This is a genomic window from Streptomyces boluensis (assembly GCF_009908195.1).
Classification (GTDB): domain Bacteria; phylum Actinomycetota; class Actinomycetes; order Streptomycetales; family Streptomycetaceae; genus Streptomyces; species Streptomyces boluensis.
Genome location: NZ_JAAAHS010000160.1, coordinates 1 through 15,881 on the forward strand (window position 1 = coordinate 1; position 15,881 = coordinate 15,881).

General features: G+C 73.3%; 16 protein-coding genes. 11 read left to right on the forward strand and 5 right to left on the reverse strand.

The annotated features are described in order from the left end of the window. Positions 1-141 precede the first annotated feature (141 nt). Genes GUY60_RS20205 through mug form a run of 3 tightly spaced genes read left to right on the forward strand, consistent with a single transcriptional unit; the run spans position 142 to position 3,031 of the window. On the forward strand, positions 142-987 hold the full coding sequence (locus GUY60_RS20205) for an SGNH/GDSL hydrolase family protein (RefSeq protein ID WP_161699836.1): 846 nt from the start codon (positions 142-144) through the stop codon (positions 985-987). Between the two features lie 59 nt (positions 988-1,046). Then, complete coding sequence (purB, locus tag GUY60_RS20210; RefSeq protein ID WP_161699838.1) at positions 1,047-2,480, forward strand: adenylosuccinate lyase; 1,434 nt, start codon at positions 1,047-1,049, stop codon at positions 2,478-2,480. A gap of 53 nt (positions 2,481-2,533) precedes the next feature. Next, on the forward strand, positions 2,534-3,031 hold the full coding sequence (gene mug / locus GUY60_RS20215; protein ID WP_312866362.1) for a G/U mismatch-specific DNA glycosylase: 498 nt from the start codon (positions 2,534-2,536) through the stop codon (positions 3,029-3,031). A 34-nt stretch (positions 3,032-3,065) separates the two neighbouring features. Here the strand turns inward: mug and GUY60_RS20220 are convergent, their stop codons facing one another. From GUY60_RS20220 to GUY60_RS20230, 3 genes are all read right to left on the reverse strand, one after another. Further along, on the reverse strand, positions 3,066-3,515 hold the full coding sequence (locus tag GUY60_RS20220) for a hypothetical protein (protein ID WP_161699840.1): 450 nt from the start codon (positions 3,513-3,515) through the stop codon (positions 3,066-3,068). 75 nt (positions 3,516-3,590) lie between these two features. Continuing rightward, positions 3,591-4,328, reverse strand: a complete 738-nt coding sequence (locus GUY60_RS20225; protein ID WP_161699842.1) for an ABC transporter permease — start codon at positions 4,326-4,328, stop codon at positions 3,591-3,593. After that, a complete protein-coding gene (locus GUY60_RS20230; RefSeq protein ID WP_161699843.1) occupies positions 4,325-5,272 on the reverse strand; it encodes an ABC transporter ATP-binding protein in 948 nt (315 codons plus the stop codon). Before GUY60_RS20230 ends, GUY60_RS20225 begins: the two co-directional genes overlap by 4 nt. 109 nt (positions 5,273-5,381) lie before the next feature. Here GUY60_RS20230 and GUY60_RS20235 point away from each other — a divergent pair, with 109 nt between their 5' ends. From GUY60_RS20235 to GUY60_RS20245, 3 genes are all read left to right on the forward strand, one after another. Beyond that, positions 5,382-6,548 carry a sensor histidine kinase gene (locus tag GUY60_RS20235; protein WP_161699845.1) on the forward strand — a complete coding sequence of 389 codons (1,167 nt, stop codon included), beginning with the start codon at positions 5,382-5,384 and terminating at the stop codon, positions 6,546-6,548. A gap of 94 nt (positions 6,549-6,642) precedes the next feature. Then, entirely contained in the window at positions 6,643-7,293 is a 651-nt protein-coding gene (locus tag GUY60_RS20240) for a response regulator transcription factor (RefSeq protein WP_161699847.1), read from the forward strand. A gap of 102 nt (positions 7,294-7,395) precedes the next feature. Beyond that, complete coding sequence (locus GUY60_RS20245) at positions 7,396-8,553, forward strand: ROK family transcriptional regulator (RefSeq protein ID WP_161699849.1); 1,158 nt, start codon at positions 7,396-7,398, stop codon at positions 8,551-8,553. Between the two features lie 82 nt (positions 8,554-8,635). On the opposite strand, the gene GUY60_RS20250 is transcribed toward GUY60_RS20245, so the two are convergent. Then, positions 8,636-9,397 (reverse strand): GntR family transcriptional regulator, encoded by a 762-nt coding sequence (locus GUY60_RS20250; RefSeq protein ID WP_161699851.1) that lies wholly within the window; start codon positions 9,395-9,397, stop codon positions 8,636-8,638. Between the two features lie 340 nt (positions 9,398-9,737). After that, entirely contained in the window at positions 9,738-10,619 is an 882-nt protein-coding gene (locus GUY60_RS20255) for an RNA polymerase sigma-70 factor (protein ID WP_161699852.1), read from the reverse strand. A gap of 250 nt (positions 10,620-10,869) precedes the next feature. On the opposite strand from GUY60_RS20255, the gene GUY60_RS20260 reads away from it, so the two are divergent. The 5 genes from GUY60_RS20260 (at position 10,870) to GUY60_RS20280 (ending at position 15,846) form a co-directional block, all read left to right on the forward strand. Beyond that, positions 10,870-11,700, forward strand: coding sequence for an alpha/beta fold hydrolase (locus GUY60_RS20260; protein WP_161699854.1), 831 nt, complete (start codon positions 10,870-10,872; stop codon positions 11,698-11,700). Between the two features lie 274 nt (positions 11,701-11,974). Further along, the gene (locus tag GUY60_RS20265; protein WP_161699856.1) at positions 11,975-12,154 is read left to right on the forward strand and encodes a hypothetical protein; all 180 of its coding nucleotides are present in this window, start codon (positions 11,975-11,977) and stop codon (positions 12,152-12,154) included. Positions 12,155-12,187: 33 nt separating this feature from the next. Further along, the gene (locus GUY60_RS20270; RefSeq protein ID WP_161699858.1) at positions 12,188-12,499 is read left to right on the forward strand and encodes a hypothetical protein; all 312 of its coding nucleotides are present in this window, start codon (positions 12,188-12,190) and stop codon (positions 12,497-12,499) included. Positions 12,500-12,731: 232 nt separating this feature from the next. Further along, positions 12,732-14,312 carry an alkaline phosphatase D family protein gene (locus GUY60_RS20275; protein WP_161699860.1) on the forward strand — a complete coding sequence of 527 codons (1,581 nt, stop codon included), beginning with the start codon at positions 12,732-12,734 and terminating at the stop codon, positions 14,310-14,312. A gap of 118 nt (positions 14,313-14,430) precedes the next feature. After that, entirely contained in the window at positions 14,431-15,846 is a 1,416-nt protein-coding gene (locus GUY60_RS20280) for a GNAT family N-acetyltransferase (protein WP_161699862.1), read from the forward strand. Positions 15,847-15,881 lie beyond the last annotated feature (35 nt).

Genomic DNA, 15,881 nt, shown 5'->3' on the forward strand with positions numbered 1-15,881 from the left:
GGTTCGGCGGGGGCGACATCCCTGTGCGGCGCGGGTTCGGCGGGGCCGGGCGGCCTCAGCCGACCGGCGCCGACCGGCCGGTAACCGGAGTGGCGACCTCCCCGCACCCCGCTTCCGTCCGGCGGATAGCATCCTCTCGCCATGCAGATGAATGCCACCTACACCAGTCTCGTCGCGGTCGGCGACTCCTTCACCGAGGGCATGTCGGACCGACTCTCCGACGGCTCGTACCGCGGCTGGGCCGATCTGCTCGCCGCCCGGATGGCGGCCGCGCAGCCCGGCTTCCGGTACGCGAACCTCGCCGTGCGCGGCAAGCTCATCGGGCAGATCGCCACCGAGCAGGCCGACGCCGCCGCCGCGCTCCGCGCCGACGTGGTGACCCTGGTGGGCGGGCTCAACGACACCCTGCGCCCCAAGTGCGACATGGGCCGGGTGCGGGGTCTGCTCGACGAGGCCGTGGAGAAGCTCGCGCCCTCCTGCAGGCAGCTCGTGCTGATGCGCAGCCCCGGCCGCCAGGGCCCGGTGCTCGAACGGTTCCGGCCGCGTATGGAGGAGCTGTTCGCCCATATCGACGCCCTGGCCGAGCGGCACGGCGCCCTCGTCGTCGACCTGTACGGCGCCCCCGTACTGGGCGATCAGCGCATGTGGGACGTGGACCGGCTGCACCTGACCGCCGAGGGGCACCGCCGGGTCGCGGAGGCGGTGTGGCAGCGCCTCGGGTACGCGGCCGAGGACGACTGGCGGGCGCCGCTCGGGGCGGCGGTACGTCCCGGCTGGGCGGACCGCCGGGTCGCGGACGCCCGGTTCGCGCGGCAGCACCTGGTGCCGTGGATCGGGCGCCGCCTCACCGGCCGGTCCTCCGGCGACGGGCGCAGCGGCGCCCAGTTCAGCGCCGCCGACGGCAAGGCGTTCTGGATCGGCCCGGCGGACGACGCGGCTCCGGGACCGGTCACGGGCTGGCGCCGCGTCGACGAAGTGTCCTCGTAGTTTCTGACGAACGGGACCGGGGCGTCGACCTGCAGAAAGCGCCAGTAAACTGGCCGACTGTGACTGCAAAGCCCCGTATTCCCAACGTCCTGGCCGGCCGCTACGCCTCCGTGGAGCTCGCCGCCCTGTGGTCCCCCGAGCAGAAGGTGAAGCTGGAGCGACAGCTGTGGCTGGCCGTGCTGCGTGCCCAGAAGGACCTCGGGATCGAGGTGCCGGACGCAGCGCTCGCCGACTACGAACGCGTCCTCGACCAGGTCGACCTGGCCTCCATCGCCGACCGTGAGAAGGTCACGCGGCACGATGTGAAGGCCCGTATCGAGGAGTTCAACGCCCTCGCCGGGCACGAGCAGGTCCACAAGGGCATGACGTCCCGCGACCTCACGGAGAACGTCGAGCAGCTGCAGGTGCGGCTCTCCCTCGAACTGATGCGGGACCGTACGGTCGCCGTCCTCGCCCGGCTCGGCAAGCTCTCCGCCGAGTACGGCGAGCTGGTCATGGCCGGCCGCTCGCACAACGTCGCCGCCCAGGCCACCACCCTCGGCAAGCGCTTCGCGACCGCCGCCGACGAGCTGCTCGTCGGGTACGGCCGCCTCGAGGAGCTCCTCGGCCGCTACCCGCTGCGCGGCATCAAGGGCCCGGTCGGCACCGCGCAGGACATGCTCGACCTGCTCGGCGGCGACGCGGACAAGCTCGCCGACCTGGAGCAGCGCATCGCCGGGCACCTCGGCTTCGCGCAGGCCTTCACCTCGGTCGGCCAGGTCTACCCGCGCTCCCTCGACTACGAGGTCGTCACCGCCCTGGTGCAGCTCGCGGCCGCGCCCTCCTCGACCGCCAAGACGATCCGGCTGATGGCCGGGCACGAGCTGGTCACCGAGGGCTTCAAGCCGGGCCAGGTCGGCTCGTCCGCGATGCCGCACAAGATGAACACCCGCTCCTGCGAGCGCGTCAACGGCCTGATGGTGATTCTGCGCGGGTACGCGTCGATGACCGGCGAGCTGGCGGGCGACCAGTGGAACGAGGGCGACGTGTCCTGCTCGGTGGTGCGCCGGGTCGCGCTGCCGGACGCGTTCTTCGCGCTCGACGGTCTCCTGGAGACGTTTCTCACGGTGCTCGACGAGTTCGGCGCGTTCCCGGCCGTGGTCGCCCGTGAGCTGGACCGGTACCTTCCGTTCCTCGCCACCACCAAGGTCCTGATGGGCGCGGTGCGCGGCGGTGTGGGCCGTGAGGTCGCGCACGAGGCGATCAAGGAGAACGCGGTCGCCTCCGCCCTCGCCATGCGCGAGCAGGGCGCCGAGCGCAACGAACTCCTGGACAAGCTGGCCGCGGACGAGCGCATCCCGCTCGACCGCGCGCAGCTCGATGAACTCATGGCGGACAAGCTGTCGTTCACCGGCGCCGCCGCCGGTCAGGTCGCCTCGGTCGTCGCTCGCATCGAGGAGATCGCGAAGCAGCACCCGCAGGCCGCGGCGTACACGCCGGGGGCGATCCTCTGACCCTTCCGGGCCGCGAGGAACTGGAGGCCGCCCGCGACCGCATCGTTCCCGATGTGGTCGCGGGCGGTCTGCGTGTGCTGTTCTGCGGGATCAACCCGAGCCTGATGACAGCGGCGACGGGCCATCACTTCGCCCGCCCCGGCAACCGCTTCTGGCCCGTGCTTCACCTGTCCGGCTTCACCCCGCGGCTGCTGCGCCCGGACGAGCAGCGGGAGCTCCTGTCGTACGGCCTGGGGATCACCAATGTCGTGGCCCGTGCCACCGCGCGTGCCGACGAGCTGTCCGCCGAGGAGTTCCGCGAGGGCGGCAGACGGCTCGACGCCGACGTGGCGCGGCTGCGGCCCGAGTGGCTGGCGGTCGTCGGGGTCACCGCGTACCGCGCGGCGTTCGGTGAGCGCTCGGCGAAGATCGGCCCGCAGGAGCGGACGGTCGGCGGCAGCCGGGTGTGGGTGCTGCCCAACCCCAGTGGTCTGAACGCGCGTTGGACGGCCGAGGCGATGGCGGAGGAGTACGCGCGGCTGCGCGCGGAGACGGCACCTGCGGAGGGCTGACCGGCCGGGGACGCTCCCTGGGGGCGCCCCCCCCCTACGGCGGGTCCACGTCCGTCGCCACCGCGAGCAGCCGTGGCAGCCGTGGCCGTTCCAGGTCGGTGACGGCCAGGGCGAGCCAGCGGTCGCCGGTGTGCCACAGGTCGACGCTGCTCGCCGCCCAGCTGAGCCCGTGCCACGGCTCGGGTATCAACTCGCCCTCCCCGCCGCGCAGTCGCACCCCGAGCAGCGGGTACACATCAGGCTCGCCCCAGCGGTCGGCCAGCGGGACGTGCAGGGCTGTCAGCTCCGCTGCACACTGCTCGTACCACTCCTCGTACCGCCCCTCGTGCTCCCCCGGTTCGCGCGCCTCCTCGTCGCCGGAAGGCGCGTGCCGTAACTCCTCGATGTGGAAGGGGCCTTCGCGCGCGTGCGGGGGCCCGTGCTCCGCGCGCAGGTCCCGGGAGCACAGCAGGTCGATGGCGTGCAGGTGCCGTGCCGAACTCATGCCTCAAGTAAACCCGCGGGCACTGACAACGGGCCGGCCGTCGGTCAGAAGGCGTCCCGGAGCGGGTTGTTCCGCTCAGGCGTCCCGGCGGCGCAGGCTCCACCAGCCGGCGAGGAGCGCGGCGGCCGCCCAGGCTGCGCAGACCGCGAGCCCCGACCAGGCGCCGAGCGTGCCGGCCGGGTGTTCGTGCAGGATCTGCTGCCCGGCCCGGTCGGGCAGGAAGTCCGCCGCGCCGCCCGCCACATCACCGACCACGAACGACACGATCAGGATGAACGGGATGAGGATGCTGAGCACCGCGACCCCGCTGCGCAGCACGGTGGTCAGGCCCGCGGCGAGCAGCGCCATCAGGGCGAGGTAGATCCCCGCACCCAGGCAGGCGCGCACCGCACCGGGACGGTCGAGCCCGATCGCGTACGGGCCGAGGAAGGACTGGCCCACCAGGAACGCGGTGAAGCTGGTGGCCACGCCCACGACCAGGGCGAGCGCGCCGACCACCGCGGCCTTGGCGGCGTAGAGGAGTCCCCGGCGCGGCACGGCGGCGAGCGAGACGCGCAGGGCGCCGCCCACGTACTCCGAGGACACGGCGGTCGCGCCGAAGGTGATGGCGGCGATCTGGCCGAAGTTGAGCGCGTAGAACGCGTCGTACACCGGCTCGGCGCCCGCGTTGTCGGCCTCCGACCGCCCGATCGTGGCGAAGGCGAGCGCGGTGATGCCGACGGTGACGAGCAGCACGGCGAGCAGTGAACCGGCCGTCCCGCGCAGCGACTTGAGCTTGATCCACTCGGAGTGGAGTACGGCGGTTGCGTTCATCGGCTGGCCTCCTGACCGGTAGTGGTGCGTGCGGGGCGGGCGGTGTACTCGGTCGCGTCCGCCGTCAGCGCGAGGTAGGCCTCCTCCAACGTGCCTTCCTCCGCGGCGAGTTCGAGGATGGGGACGCCCGCGCGCGCGGTGAGCTTCCCGATGTCCGCCACGCGCGCGTCGGTGACGGTCCAGCGCCCCGAGTCGGCGTCCCGTACGGCCCGGTGGCCGTGGCCGTCGAGGAGCGCGCCGAGGGCGGCGTCGTCGGTGGTACGGATCCGTACGCGCGGGCGCACCTGCGTGTCGATGAACTCCCGCATCGGGGTGTCCGCGAGCAGCCGGCCCCGGCCGAGCACCACCAGGTGGTCCGCGAACGAGGCGGTCTCGTTCATGAGGTGGCTGGAGACGAGCACGGTGCGGCCCTCGCGGGCGAGGCGGCGCATCAACTCCCGGATCCAGATGATCCCTTCGGGGTCCAGGCCGTTGGACGGCTCGTCGAGCATCAGGACCTCGGGGTCACCGAGGAGCGCCGCCGCGATGCCGAGGCGCTGGCGCATCCCGAGGGAGTACGTCCGCACGCGGCGCCCGGCCACCGCGCTCAGGCCCGCCTCGTCGAGAACCGCCTCCACGCGCGTGGCGGCGATCCGGTTGCTCGCGGCGAGGGCCCGCAGATGGTTACGGGCGGTGCGTGAGCCGTGTGCGGCCTGCGGGTCGAGCAGCGCGCCGACGCGCCGCAGCGGTTGGTCGAGGGAGGCGTAGGCACGGCCGCCGACCGTCGCCGTCCCCGACGTGGGGCGGTCGAGGCCGAGGACGAGCCGCATCGTCGTGGACTTGCCGGCGCCGTTGGGTCCCAGGAAGCCGGTGACCCGGCCTGGTTCCACGGTGAACGACAGCCGGTCCACGGCACGCGTGCCGCCGTACTCCTTGGTGAGTTCGTGGACGTCGATCCTTGTCATGCCCCGAGCCTCGCGGTGCGGGGCGGGCCCGCGCTTCCCCTGCCGGTGGGGGGCGGCTCCCCCGTGCGGGGGAGCCCGCGCGCACGCGTGCGCTGGCACGATGGCGCACATGTTCCGCCTGTTGCGTCCGCTGGGCCGCTCCGTCACGTACACGCGCTGGCTGCATCTGTTCATCGGCTGCGTGATCTTCGGCATCTGGCAGTTCGTGTCCTCGGACACCAACTGGGTGCCGTTCCTGTTCGTGGCCCTGGCCGGGCTGCTGCCGTGGACGCGGATCGCCGAGGGCACGCAGGCGCGGCTGCTGCTCGCGCCCGACGGCTCGGTGCCCATCGCGACGCAGCCGTCGGCCACTTGGGCGGACCGTGGGCGCACCTCGCTGTGGATGCTGCTGCGGCTGGGGCTCGGCCTCGGCACCGCGTATCTGTCGATGCACCTGGTGATGGTCTCCGTCGACCTGGTGCGGGTCGCGGCGGGCGGGCACGCGGACCCCGAGGCCCTGCTCACACCGCCGGGGCGGCACTGGTGGTACGCGCTGCTCGCGCCGCTGCCGTGGCTCGTCCTCGCGGTCGGTGTGGTCCTGCTCGGGCGGCTGATCACGGCGCTCGCCGTGGTGCTGCTCGGCCCGTCGGCGCAGGAGCGGCTCGCGGCCCTCGAGGCGCGTACGGAACAGCTGTTGGAGCGCACCCGTCTCGCGCGCGAACTGCACGACTCCATCGGGCACGCGCTGACCGTCGCGGTGGTGCAGGCCGGTGCGGCGCGGGCGGCGGGCAGCCCGGAGTTCACCGAACGCGCCCTGGACGCCATCGAGGAGACCGGCCGGGCCGCCCTGGAGGACCTGGACCGGGTCCTCCAGGTGCTGCGCGAGCCGGAGCGGGCGCCCGGCGGCAGCCCCGGCCTCGACGCGGCGGACCGCCTCCTCGACTCGGCCCGCGCGTCCGGCGCGAAGGTCGACGCCGAGCTGACGGGCCCGCTGGAGCGGCTGCCGGGGGCGGTGTCACGTGAGGGCTACCGCATCCTCCAGGAGTGCCTGACGAACGTGCTGCGGCACGCGGGCACCCCGTCGACCGCGGCGGTACGGGTCCGCGTCACCGCCACCGACCGCCGCCTCACCCTGGACGTGGCCAACCCGCTCGACGCACCGGCCGTCGACCGGACGACGGGTTCCGGCACCGGCCTGCGCGGCGTACGGGAGCGCGTGGCCCTCCTCGGCGGCACGGCCCGCACCGGTCCGGACGGCGACGAGTGGCGGGTCCGCGTCGAGCTGCCGCTGCGCTGAACTCCCTTGTCCAGCTGCCACTGCGCTCAACCTCCCTTGCCGAGCCGCCTCTGCGCTGAACTCCCTTGCGGCGGGCCTCAACTAGGCTGACCTGGTGCCCCTCTCCGTCCTGCTCGTCGACGACGAGCCCCTCGTGCGCGCGGGCCTGCGTGCCGTGCTCGAAGCGCAGTCCGACATCACGGTCGTGGGCGAGGCCGCCGACGGGGCCGCGGTCATTCCGCTGGTGCGGGAGCTTCGCCCGGACGTCGTCGCCATGGACGTGCGGATGCCGCTGCTCGACGGCATCGAGGCCACCCGCGCGGTGCTGCGCACGGTGCCGGACCCGCCGAAGATCGTCGTCATCACGACCTTCGAGAACGACGAGTACGTGTACGAGGCGCTGCGCGCGGGCGCCGACGGCTTCCTGCTCAAGCGGTCGAGGCCCGCCGAGATCGTGCACGCCGTGCGCCTTGTCGCCGAGGGCGGATCACTGCTCTTTCCCGCGGCGGTGCGCTCGCTCGCCGCGCGGTACGGGAACGCCGAGGCCCGCGCGACCCTTGAACGGGCCGCGCTCACCGAGCGGGAGGCGGCCGTGCTGCGCCTGATGACCCGCGGCCTCTCCAACGCGGAGATCGCCGCCGAGCTGATCGTGGGCACCGAGACCGTCAAGTCCCACGTCAGCGCGGTCCTGGCGAAGCTGGGCGCCCGCGACCGCACCCAGGCCGTGATCGCGGCGTACGAGTCGGGGTTCGTGTCACCGGGCTGAGTGGGGTGGGGCCAGGCACCTGCCGGGTCCCGCCTCTCGCCGGGCGCGGGCGCGGCGAGTACGATCCGGCGGACACGCTCGCTACCAGGGAGGACAACGACGTTGGGGCGGTTGACCGGCGGGGATCCCTCACTGCTGCGGCGGATCAACTCCGCGGTGGTCCTACACGCGCTGCGCGGCGCGGAGACCGCGACGCTCACCGAGATCACCCGGATCACGGGGCTCTCCCGGCCCACGGTCGAGGGCGTCGTCGAAGGGCTCATGGGCGCGGGCCTGGTGGTCGAGGTCGCCGCGGAGGAGGGCGTCGCACGGCGTCAGGGCCGGCCCGCGCGCCGGTTCCGCTTCCGGGCGGAGGCCGGGCATCTGCTCGGCCTTGAGATCGGACCGCACCGGGTCGCCGCTGTCCTGTCCGACCTGGACGGCCGCGAGCTGGGTACCGGCGAGCGCGAGGTGGACGAGTCCGCGCCGGCCGACGAACGCCTGGAGAAGCTCCGCCTCACCGTCGCCGACCTGCTGCGCCGGGCCGGGGTCGCCCGGGACTCGCTGCGCGCGGTCGGCGCGGCCAGCCCCGGCATCGTGGAGGCGGACGGCACGGTACGGCTCGGTACGGCCCTGCCCGGCTGGACCGGGCTCGCGCTCGGGGAGCGGCTGCGGCGCTCGTTCAAGTGCCCGGTCCTGGTGGAGAACGACGCCAACACCGCGGCGGTGGCCGAGCACTGGAAGGGCGCCGCCACCGACTCGGACGACCTGGTCTTCGTCCTGGCCGGGCTCAGCCCCGGTGCCGGTTCGCTGATAGGCGGGCGGCTGCACCGGGGGTTCGGCGGGGCGGCGGGCGAGATCGGCGCGCTGCATCTGCTCGGCCGCGAGGTCACCCCGGAGTCGCTGCTCTCCACCACGGGCGAACCGCTGCACCCGCTGGACGAGCAGGCCGTGACCGAGGTGTTCGCGCACGCCCGACAGGGCGACGCACAGGCCTCGGCGGCCGTGGAGCGGTTCATCCGGCGCCTGGTGCACGATGTGGCGGCCCTGGTGCTCGCCCTGGACCCGGAAGTGGTCGTCATCGGCGGCTGGGCGGCCGGCCTCGACGGTGTACTGGAGCCGCTGCGCCGGGAGTTGGCCCGCTACTGCCTGCGCCCGCCGCGGGTCATCCTCTCCGCGCTCGGCGAGGCGGCCATCGCCACAGGTGCGCTGCGGCTCGCCCTCGACCACGTCGAGGAGGAGCTGTTCGCGGTGGAGGGCACGGTCACGGCCCGCCGCTGAGGACGCGCCCGTCCCCGTACCCCTGTGGTACGCCGAAGGCCCGTCGCCTCGGGGAGGCAACGGGCCTGTGGGGTACGGGAGTTCAGGACGCCTGGCGTTCCTGGTCCTCGTGGATGCGCACGCCGCCCGAGTCGCCGAACGTGAGCCGGCAGGTGTCGGCGCGGTAGGTCGCCACGGAGACGGCGGCGGTGCGGCCGTGCGCGAAGTACCGGGTGGTGACGACGAGTACGGGCGCGCCCGGCAGCCGGTCCAGTTGCTTGGCCTCGTCCGCGCGGGCCGAGCCGAGCTCCACCGTCTGGTCCTCGCTCTCCAGGCCGAGGGCGTGCAGCTCACGCAGGACGCCGCGCGCGCGTGCGGGTCCCGCGGCGACGTCGACGGCGGCGAGCTCCGGGACCGAGCCGCCCGGCACGTACAGCAGCTCGGCGGCGACGGGGTGGCCGCCGGTGACGCGGGAGCGGCGGACGGTGTGCACGGTCTCGTCGGTCTCGGTGCCGAGGAGCCGGGCGACGGAGGCGGGCGGCACGCTCAGCGCGGAGTCCGCGGCCTCCCAGTCGTCACCCGCGGCGCCCGGCCAGCGGTCCTGTGCGGAGCCGACGGAGACGCCCATGCGGGGCGGGGCGACGGTGGTGCCGACACCGCGGCGGCGCTGCAGCCGGCCTTCCAGCTCCAGCTGTTCCAGGGCCTGGCGCAGGGTGGCACGGGCGACACCGAAGCGGGCCGCGAGCTCGCGCTCGTTCGGCAGGATCTCGCCGACGGTGAACTCGGAGTCCAGCGCCTCGGCGAGCACGGTCTTGAGATGCCAGTACTTCGGCTCCGGCACCGTTTCCAGTTGCGTGGTCCCCACCCTGTCCTCCGCAATCGCCGTGACCCGGCGGTGTATTACGTGCCTTTGTTTATTAAAGGTTCCTGCACTATCTCTCGCGACCATAGGCCGGGCCCCACCCTTGGTCAAGACCAATCCTCCTTCCGTTACACACCGCATTCGGGCGCTGCCGCAGAGCGTTCACGCACTGTTCGCAGAGGGCATACGGGAGGACATTTCGGGGTCGCCGGGATGCACACGCGCGCGGGTGCACGCGTACGCCCGTACTCCCGTGCACAGCACTGAGCCCCCGCCCGGAAGGGGGCGGGGGCTCGACGGGAGCGGCCGGAACGCGGATGCCGCGCGGGCTCAGTGCGCGGGTTCAGTCCGCGAGTGAGGCCAGCTTGTCGGGGTTGCGCATGACGTAGAGGCACTGGATCCGGCCGTCGGCCACATCGAGCTGGAAGACGCTGTCGGGCTTGCCCTCGGAGAAGACCAACAGGGCCGGTCCGCCGTTGAGTTCGACCAGGCGGTACTCGGCACCGGGCACCCCCTTCTGGTGCGCGCCGACCAGGAAGCGCGCCACCTTGTCGGCGCTCTCGATGATCCGCAGCGGGGCCTTGGCCTTGCCGCCGCTGTCGCCGACGAGCCGGGCCTCGGGCGCGAGCAGCCGCATCAGGCCGTCCAGGTCGCCGCCGGTCGCGGCGCGCAGGAAGCGTTCGGTGAGGTCGCGGCGCTCGGCGGGGTCGACGTCGTAGCGGGGCCTGCGTTCGTCGACGTGTTTGCGGGCGCGGCCCGCGAGTTGGCGTACTGCGGACTCGGTGCGGTCGAGGGTGGTGGCGATCTGCGCGAAGGGGAAGCCGAAGGCCTCGCGCAGCACGAACACCGCGCGTTCCAGGGGCGACAGGGATTCGAGGACCACGAGGACGGCCAGGGACACCGAGTCGGCGAGCACCGCGCGCTCGGCGGTGTCGGGCACGGCGGAGCCGAAGTCGGTGGCGAGCGGCTCGGGCAGCCAGGGCCCTACGTACGCCTCGCGCCGTGACTGGACGTGCCGGAGCCGGTCGATGGCGAGCCGGGTGGTGATCCGTACCAAATAGGCGCGGGATTCCCGGATCTCGTCGTGGTCGGCGGTGGACCAGCGCAGCCAGGCCTCCTGCACGACGTCCTCGGCGTCGGCGACACGGCCGAGCATGCGGTAGGCCACGCCCATCAGGACGGAGCGGTGTTCCTCGAAGATCGCGGTCGCGGTGTCGGTTGCCACGCCCCCATCCAAGGCCGCGGCACGTCCGGTGTCCAGGCGAGGGGGGCAGGCGTGGCGCAGGTCGCACCGCGCGGGGTGGCCGTGGACTTGAACTGGGGGCTACCCAGCGGTATTTGTTGCTGACAAGCTGTCTAAAGGCCGGCGCGAGCCCGTCGCCTTCGAGGCCCGGAAGTCTGACGCGGGCCCGCGCCGAACCGTCCGCCGCACGCCACCGGATCGCCGAGAACCGTCGCCCCTGACGAGGAGCAGCATGACCGCCACCGCGTCCTTCAGCATCGACACCCCGCACGGACCGCGCACCGTGAGTCTCGCGTACCGGCGCGCGGGTGCGGGTGAGCCGCTGCTTCTGCTGCACGGCATCGGTCACCATCTGCAGGCCTGGGACCCGGTGTTCGAGATCCTGGCCGCCGAGCGCGATGTGATCGCCGTGGACCTGCCGGGCTTCGGCGTCTCGCCGGCGCTGCCGGACGGGGTCGCGTACGACCTGCCGACCGTGGTGTCCGCGCTGCACGCGCTCTGCGGGGAGCTCGGGGTGTCCACGCCGCACATCGCGGGCAACTCCCTCGGCGGCCTGCTCGCCCTGGAGTTGGGGCGCGAGAAGCTGGCGCGCTCGGTGACCGCGCTTTCGCCGGGCGGGTTCTGGAGCGAGGCGGAGCGGCGGTACGCCTTCGGTGTGCTGCTCGGCATGCGGCGGGCCGCGCGGCTGCTTCCGGTCCCGGCGATCGAGCGGCTCTCCCGTACGGCGGCGGGGCGTTGGACGCTCACGTCCACCATCTACTCCCGCCCGTGGCGCCGTTCACCCGAGGCCGTGGTCGCGGAGACCCTCGCGCTGCGGGACGCGACCGGCTTCGAGGAGACCCTCGCCGCCGGCCGCGAGGTGCGCTTCCTGGACGACGTGCCGGACGTGCCGGTCACGGTGGCCTGGGGCACCCAGGACCGGCTTCTGCTGCGCCGCCAGGGAATTCGGGCGAAGTATGCGATTCCGGGCGCCCGTCTCGTACGGCTGCCCGGCTGTGGGCACGTGCCGATGAGCGACGACCCGGCCCTGGTCGCCCGAGTGATCCTCGACACGAGCCGCTGATCCGCGCGGGCGCCGGGGCGCACCCGGCACCCGGCGCGACGGGCCCGCCATGACGCGGCGAGCGGCGCCGCACCGACCGGCCGGGGACGGTCACCGCCGGGGCGGCGGGACTGCCGCGCGAGCCTGTGAGTCGGCTCACCCGCACCCCCGCCACGGCAGCTCCGGGCACGACTGTCGCGCCTCAACTCCCTTACGGATCATCCCAGTTGCCCGCTTCACCCCGGCCGTCCCTACTTACGCCGGACTGACAGGGGTGTTCCGTACTCTGGCGTGCATGGCCAGTTTCTCCTCGTACCGACGACCGCCGCGCTCCGCCGCGTCGGTGAACGCGGACATACGTGCGCTCTGGGCGCGCACGCGTGGGCGGCTGTCCGCCGATGAGCGGACGGCCTATGAGCACCTCGTGGTCGAGTGGGCGGCCGCCGTGCGCGGTGAGAGCCGCCGGGCCGCCTAGGGCGCCGTGCGCGGCAGCCCTTCCCCTCGCACGATGCGTCACGCCCACCATGCGATGCGTGCCCTGCAGCGCTTCCTGCCTGCCCTCCTCCCACTCGTCCTCCGTCACGTCACACGTCCCGTTCCCGGCCGGACCCGTGCGGCGGCGCCCGCGCTCACCACTCTCGGGCTGCTCGGCCTCGCCGGTGTCGCCTGGCTGGACAGCCGCGCCACCCCCGCCACCACCCGGATCGCCCTGGTCGTCTGGGCCTCGGCCGGCGTCGGCGTACTGGTCACCGGGATCGTCGAGCAGTGCGCGGGCCGGGCCCGGCGGCGCGACTCCGGGGCCGGGACCGAACGCGGCTGACCACGGCTGACCGGGGCCGCCCGCTGCCGCCCACGTACGCACGCTCAGCCCCACGCGCGCACGCGTGGAACGATCTTGTGGCCCGCGGTTCACCAGCACGTCATCCGGGACCGCAGACCTGCGGCCGTCGACCTAGTACCGTGCGGGCACCGCGCGTGGCCGTCGAGTGACTCCTCGGTGACTCCTCGGACCCCGCGCCCGGACCGTCGTAGCCGTCACAGGAGGCGTATCGATGTCGCAAGGTCTGCCCAGCAACTCCCCCGGCCGTCGAGGCGTACTGCGGGGCACCGTCGCCGCGTCGGCCGCGCTGGCGCTGCCCGCGCTCGGCGGGGCCGCGCCCGCGCTCTCGCTCTCCGGGCGGCCGCGCGCGCAGTGGGGCGTGCAGGCCGGTGACGTGAGCGCGCACTCCGGGCTCGTGTGGGTCCGCTCGGACCGGCCCGCGCGGATGATCGTGGAGACCTCGGCCACCGAGTCGTTCCGCAACCCGACCCGCTGGCAGGGCCCGCTCCTCGGCCCCGGCAGCGACTTCACGGGTACGACCAGGCTGCGCGACCTGCCGTCCGGCGAGCAGGTGCACTACCGGGTACGGCTCGCCGACCCGGACGACCCGCGCCGCACCAGTGAGGCGATCACCGGCACGTTCCGTACCGCTCCGGAGCGGCAGGCCGACGGGGCGCGGTTCCTGTGGTCGGGCGACATCGCGGGGCAGGGCTGGGGCATCAACCCCGAGCGCGGCGGCTACCGGGTCTTCGAGGAGATGCGCCGCCTGAACCCGGACTTCTTCCTCTGCAGCGGCGACACCATCTACGCCGACGGGCCGATCGCACCGAGCGTGACGCTGCCCGACGGGCGGGTGTGGCGCAATGTGACGACCGAGGAGAAGTCGAAGGTCGCCGAGAGCCTGGCGGAGTTCCGCGGCGCGTTCCGCTACAACCTCCTCGACGAGAACCTGCGCCGCTTCAACGCGCAGGTGCCGTCCATCGTCCAGTGGGACGACCACGAGGTGCGCAACAACTGGTATCCGGGGCAGATCCTCGACGACGAGCGGTACACGGAGAAGGACGTCGACGTGCTCGCGGCGCGCTCGCTGCGGGCGTTCGGCGAGTACTTCCCGGTGTCGACGCTGCGGACCGGCGAGCGCGAGGGCCGGGTGCACCGCGTCGTACGCCACGGTCCGCTGCTCGACGTGTTCGTCCTCGACATGCGCACGTACCGCAACGCCAACTCCCCCGGCCGCCAGACGGACGACCCGGTCGGCATCCTCGGCGCCGAGCAACTGGACTGGCTGAAGCGGGAGTTGTCGCGCTCGCGGGCGGTGTGGAAGGTGATCGCCTCCGACATGCCGCTGGGCCTCGTGGTGCCCGACGGCAAGGAGAACTTCGAGGCCGTCGCGCAGGGCGATCCGGGGGCGCCGCTCGGCCGTGAGCTGCAGATCGCGGAGCTGCTCCGGCACATCAAGCACAGCCGGATCACCGGCACGCTGTGGCTGACCACGGACGTGCACTACACCTCGGCCCAGCACTACGACCCGGAGCGCGCCGCCTTCAAGGACTTCGCGCCGTTCTGGGAGTTCGTGTCCGGGCCGCTGGCCGCGGGCGGCTTCCCGGCGCTGAAGCTGGACGGCACGTTCGGCCCCGAGCAGACCTTCATCAAGGCACCGACGCGGGCGAACGTGTCCCCGGCCGAAGTGCCGCCGTACTTCGGCGAGGTGGAGATCGACGGCCACAGCGGCGAGTTGACGGTGCGGCTGCGCCAGGAGGGCGGCGAGGTGCTGTTCACGAAGGTGCTGCAGCCGGGGCGCGTCGGCCAGTGAGGCGGGGCGGTCCGGCGCCGCTCCGGGCAAAGAGCTGGCAAACCGGACAGAAGCCCTCTTAACCGATCAGTCACAAGTCGTTCGTGATCACGCAACACCAGTGCTCCAGAGTGCAGACATGACTGATGTGACTTCTGGGAAGCGTGCCCGCCGCCACCAGCACCACTGGCGGCGGGACGTCGTCGAACTGGCCGCCCTGTTCACCGCCGTGACCGTGGCCGACACCGTCGCCAAGACCGTGGTGCACGGCCCCGACGGCCCCGTCGCCCTGATCGTGTCGGCGGTCGCGCTGCTCGTCACGGCGGCGCTGCACACCTGGTGGACCCGGCGCGGCGGACACGCGCCTCCGACCACAGGACCTGACATCGATACGGGCACCGATACGGGCACGTATACGGGCACCGATACCGGCCCCCCGCAGGAAGCGGGGGCGACCGGGGCCGGCGCGCAGGCCGGTCCGACCACCCTGTGGCGGATGCGTACCACCGTGCGGGACGAGCCGGGCTCCCTCGCTGCGCTGTGCACGGCGTTCGCCGAGCGGCGCGTCGACATCCTCAGCCTGCAGACGCACCCGCTGGCGGCGGGCACGGTGGACGAGTTCCTGCTGCGCGCTCCCGGTGAGCGCACCGCCGCCGAGCTGAGCCGCGCGGTCGCCGCGGTCGGCGGTTCGGGCACCTGGATCGAGCGCGCCGACGCCCACGACCTGGTGGACGCGCCGACCCGGATGCTCAACCTCGCCACCCGTACCGCCCTCGACGCGGCCGAACTCCCGCTGGCCCTACGGCAGTTGCTGGGCCGCTGCACCATCCGCTCGACGCCCGCCGATTCCCGCGCCTCGTCCCGCGCCGCGGCCACTGACGTACCGGTGGAGGGTGTGCTCGACGGCACCGTGATGCGGCTGCGGGACCCGGCGGGCGGGTTGCTCACCGTGGAGCGGGCGTATCTGCCGTTCACACCCACCGAGTTCGCGCGGGCCCGCGCGCTGGTCGAGCTCGACGCCCGGCTCGGTCCGCGTATCCCGCGCAGCCAGGACGTACTCACGTTGCCCGAGGGTCCCGACATCACGGTGCGCCGCGCCGGGCTCGACGACGTGGAGGCCGCCAAGGCGATGCACGAGCGGTGCTCCAAGCGGACGTTGAGCATGCGCTACCACGGCCCGGTCGGCGACGCGGACCGCTACCTGAACCACCTGCTCAGCCCCCGTTTCGGCCGCACCCTGACGGTCCAGACGCCGTCCGGCCGCCTGGTCGCGCTCGGCCACCTGCTGTGGGACGGCGACGAGACCGAGGTGGCGCTGCTCGTCGAGGACGACTGGCAGCGGCGCGGCATCGGCACCGAACTCCTGGGCCGGCTCGTCGGGTTGGCGGTCGAGGCGGGCTGCGACAGCGTGTACGCGGTCACGCAGTCGTCCAACACCGCGATGGTCGCGGCGATGCGGGGGCTGGGGCTGCCGCTCGACTATCAGATCGAGGAGGGGACGTTGGTGGTCACGGCTCGGCTTCAGTCGTCTCCGGTGGGGGCGGGTCCGGCGTAGCCGGGGGTTTGTCTTCTCCCCGCCCCGCCCCTTCC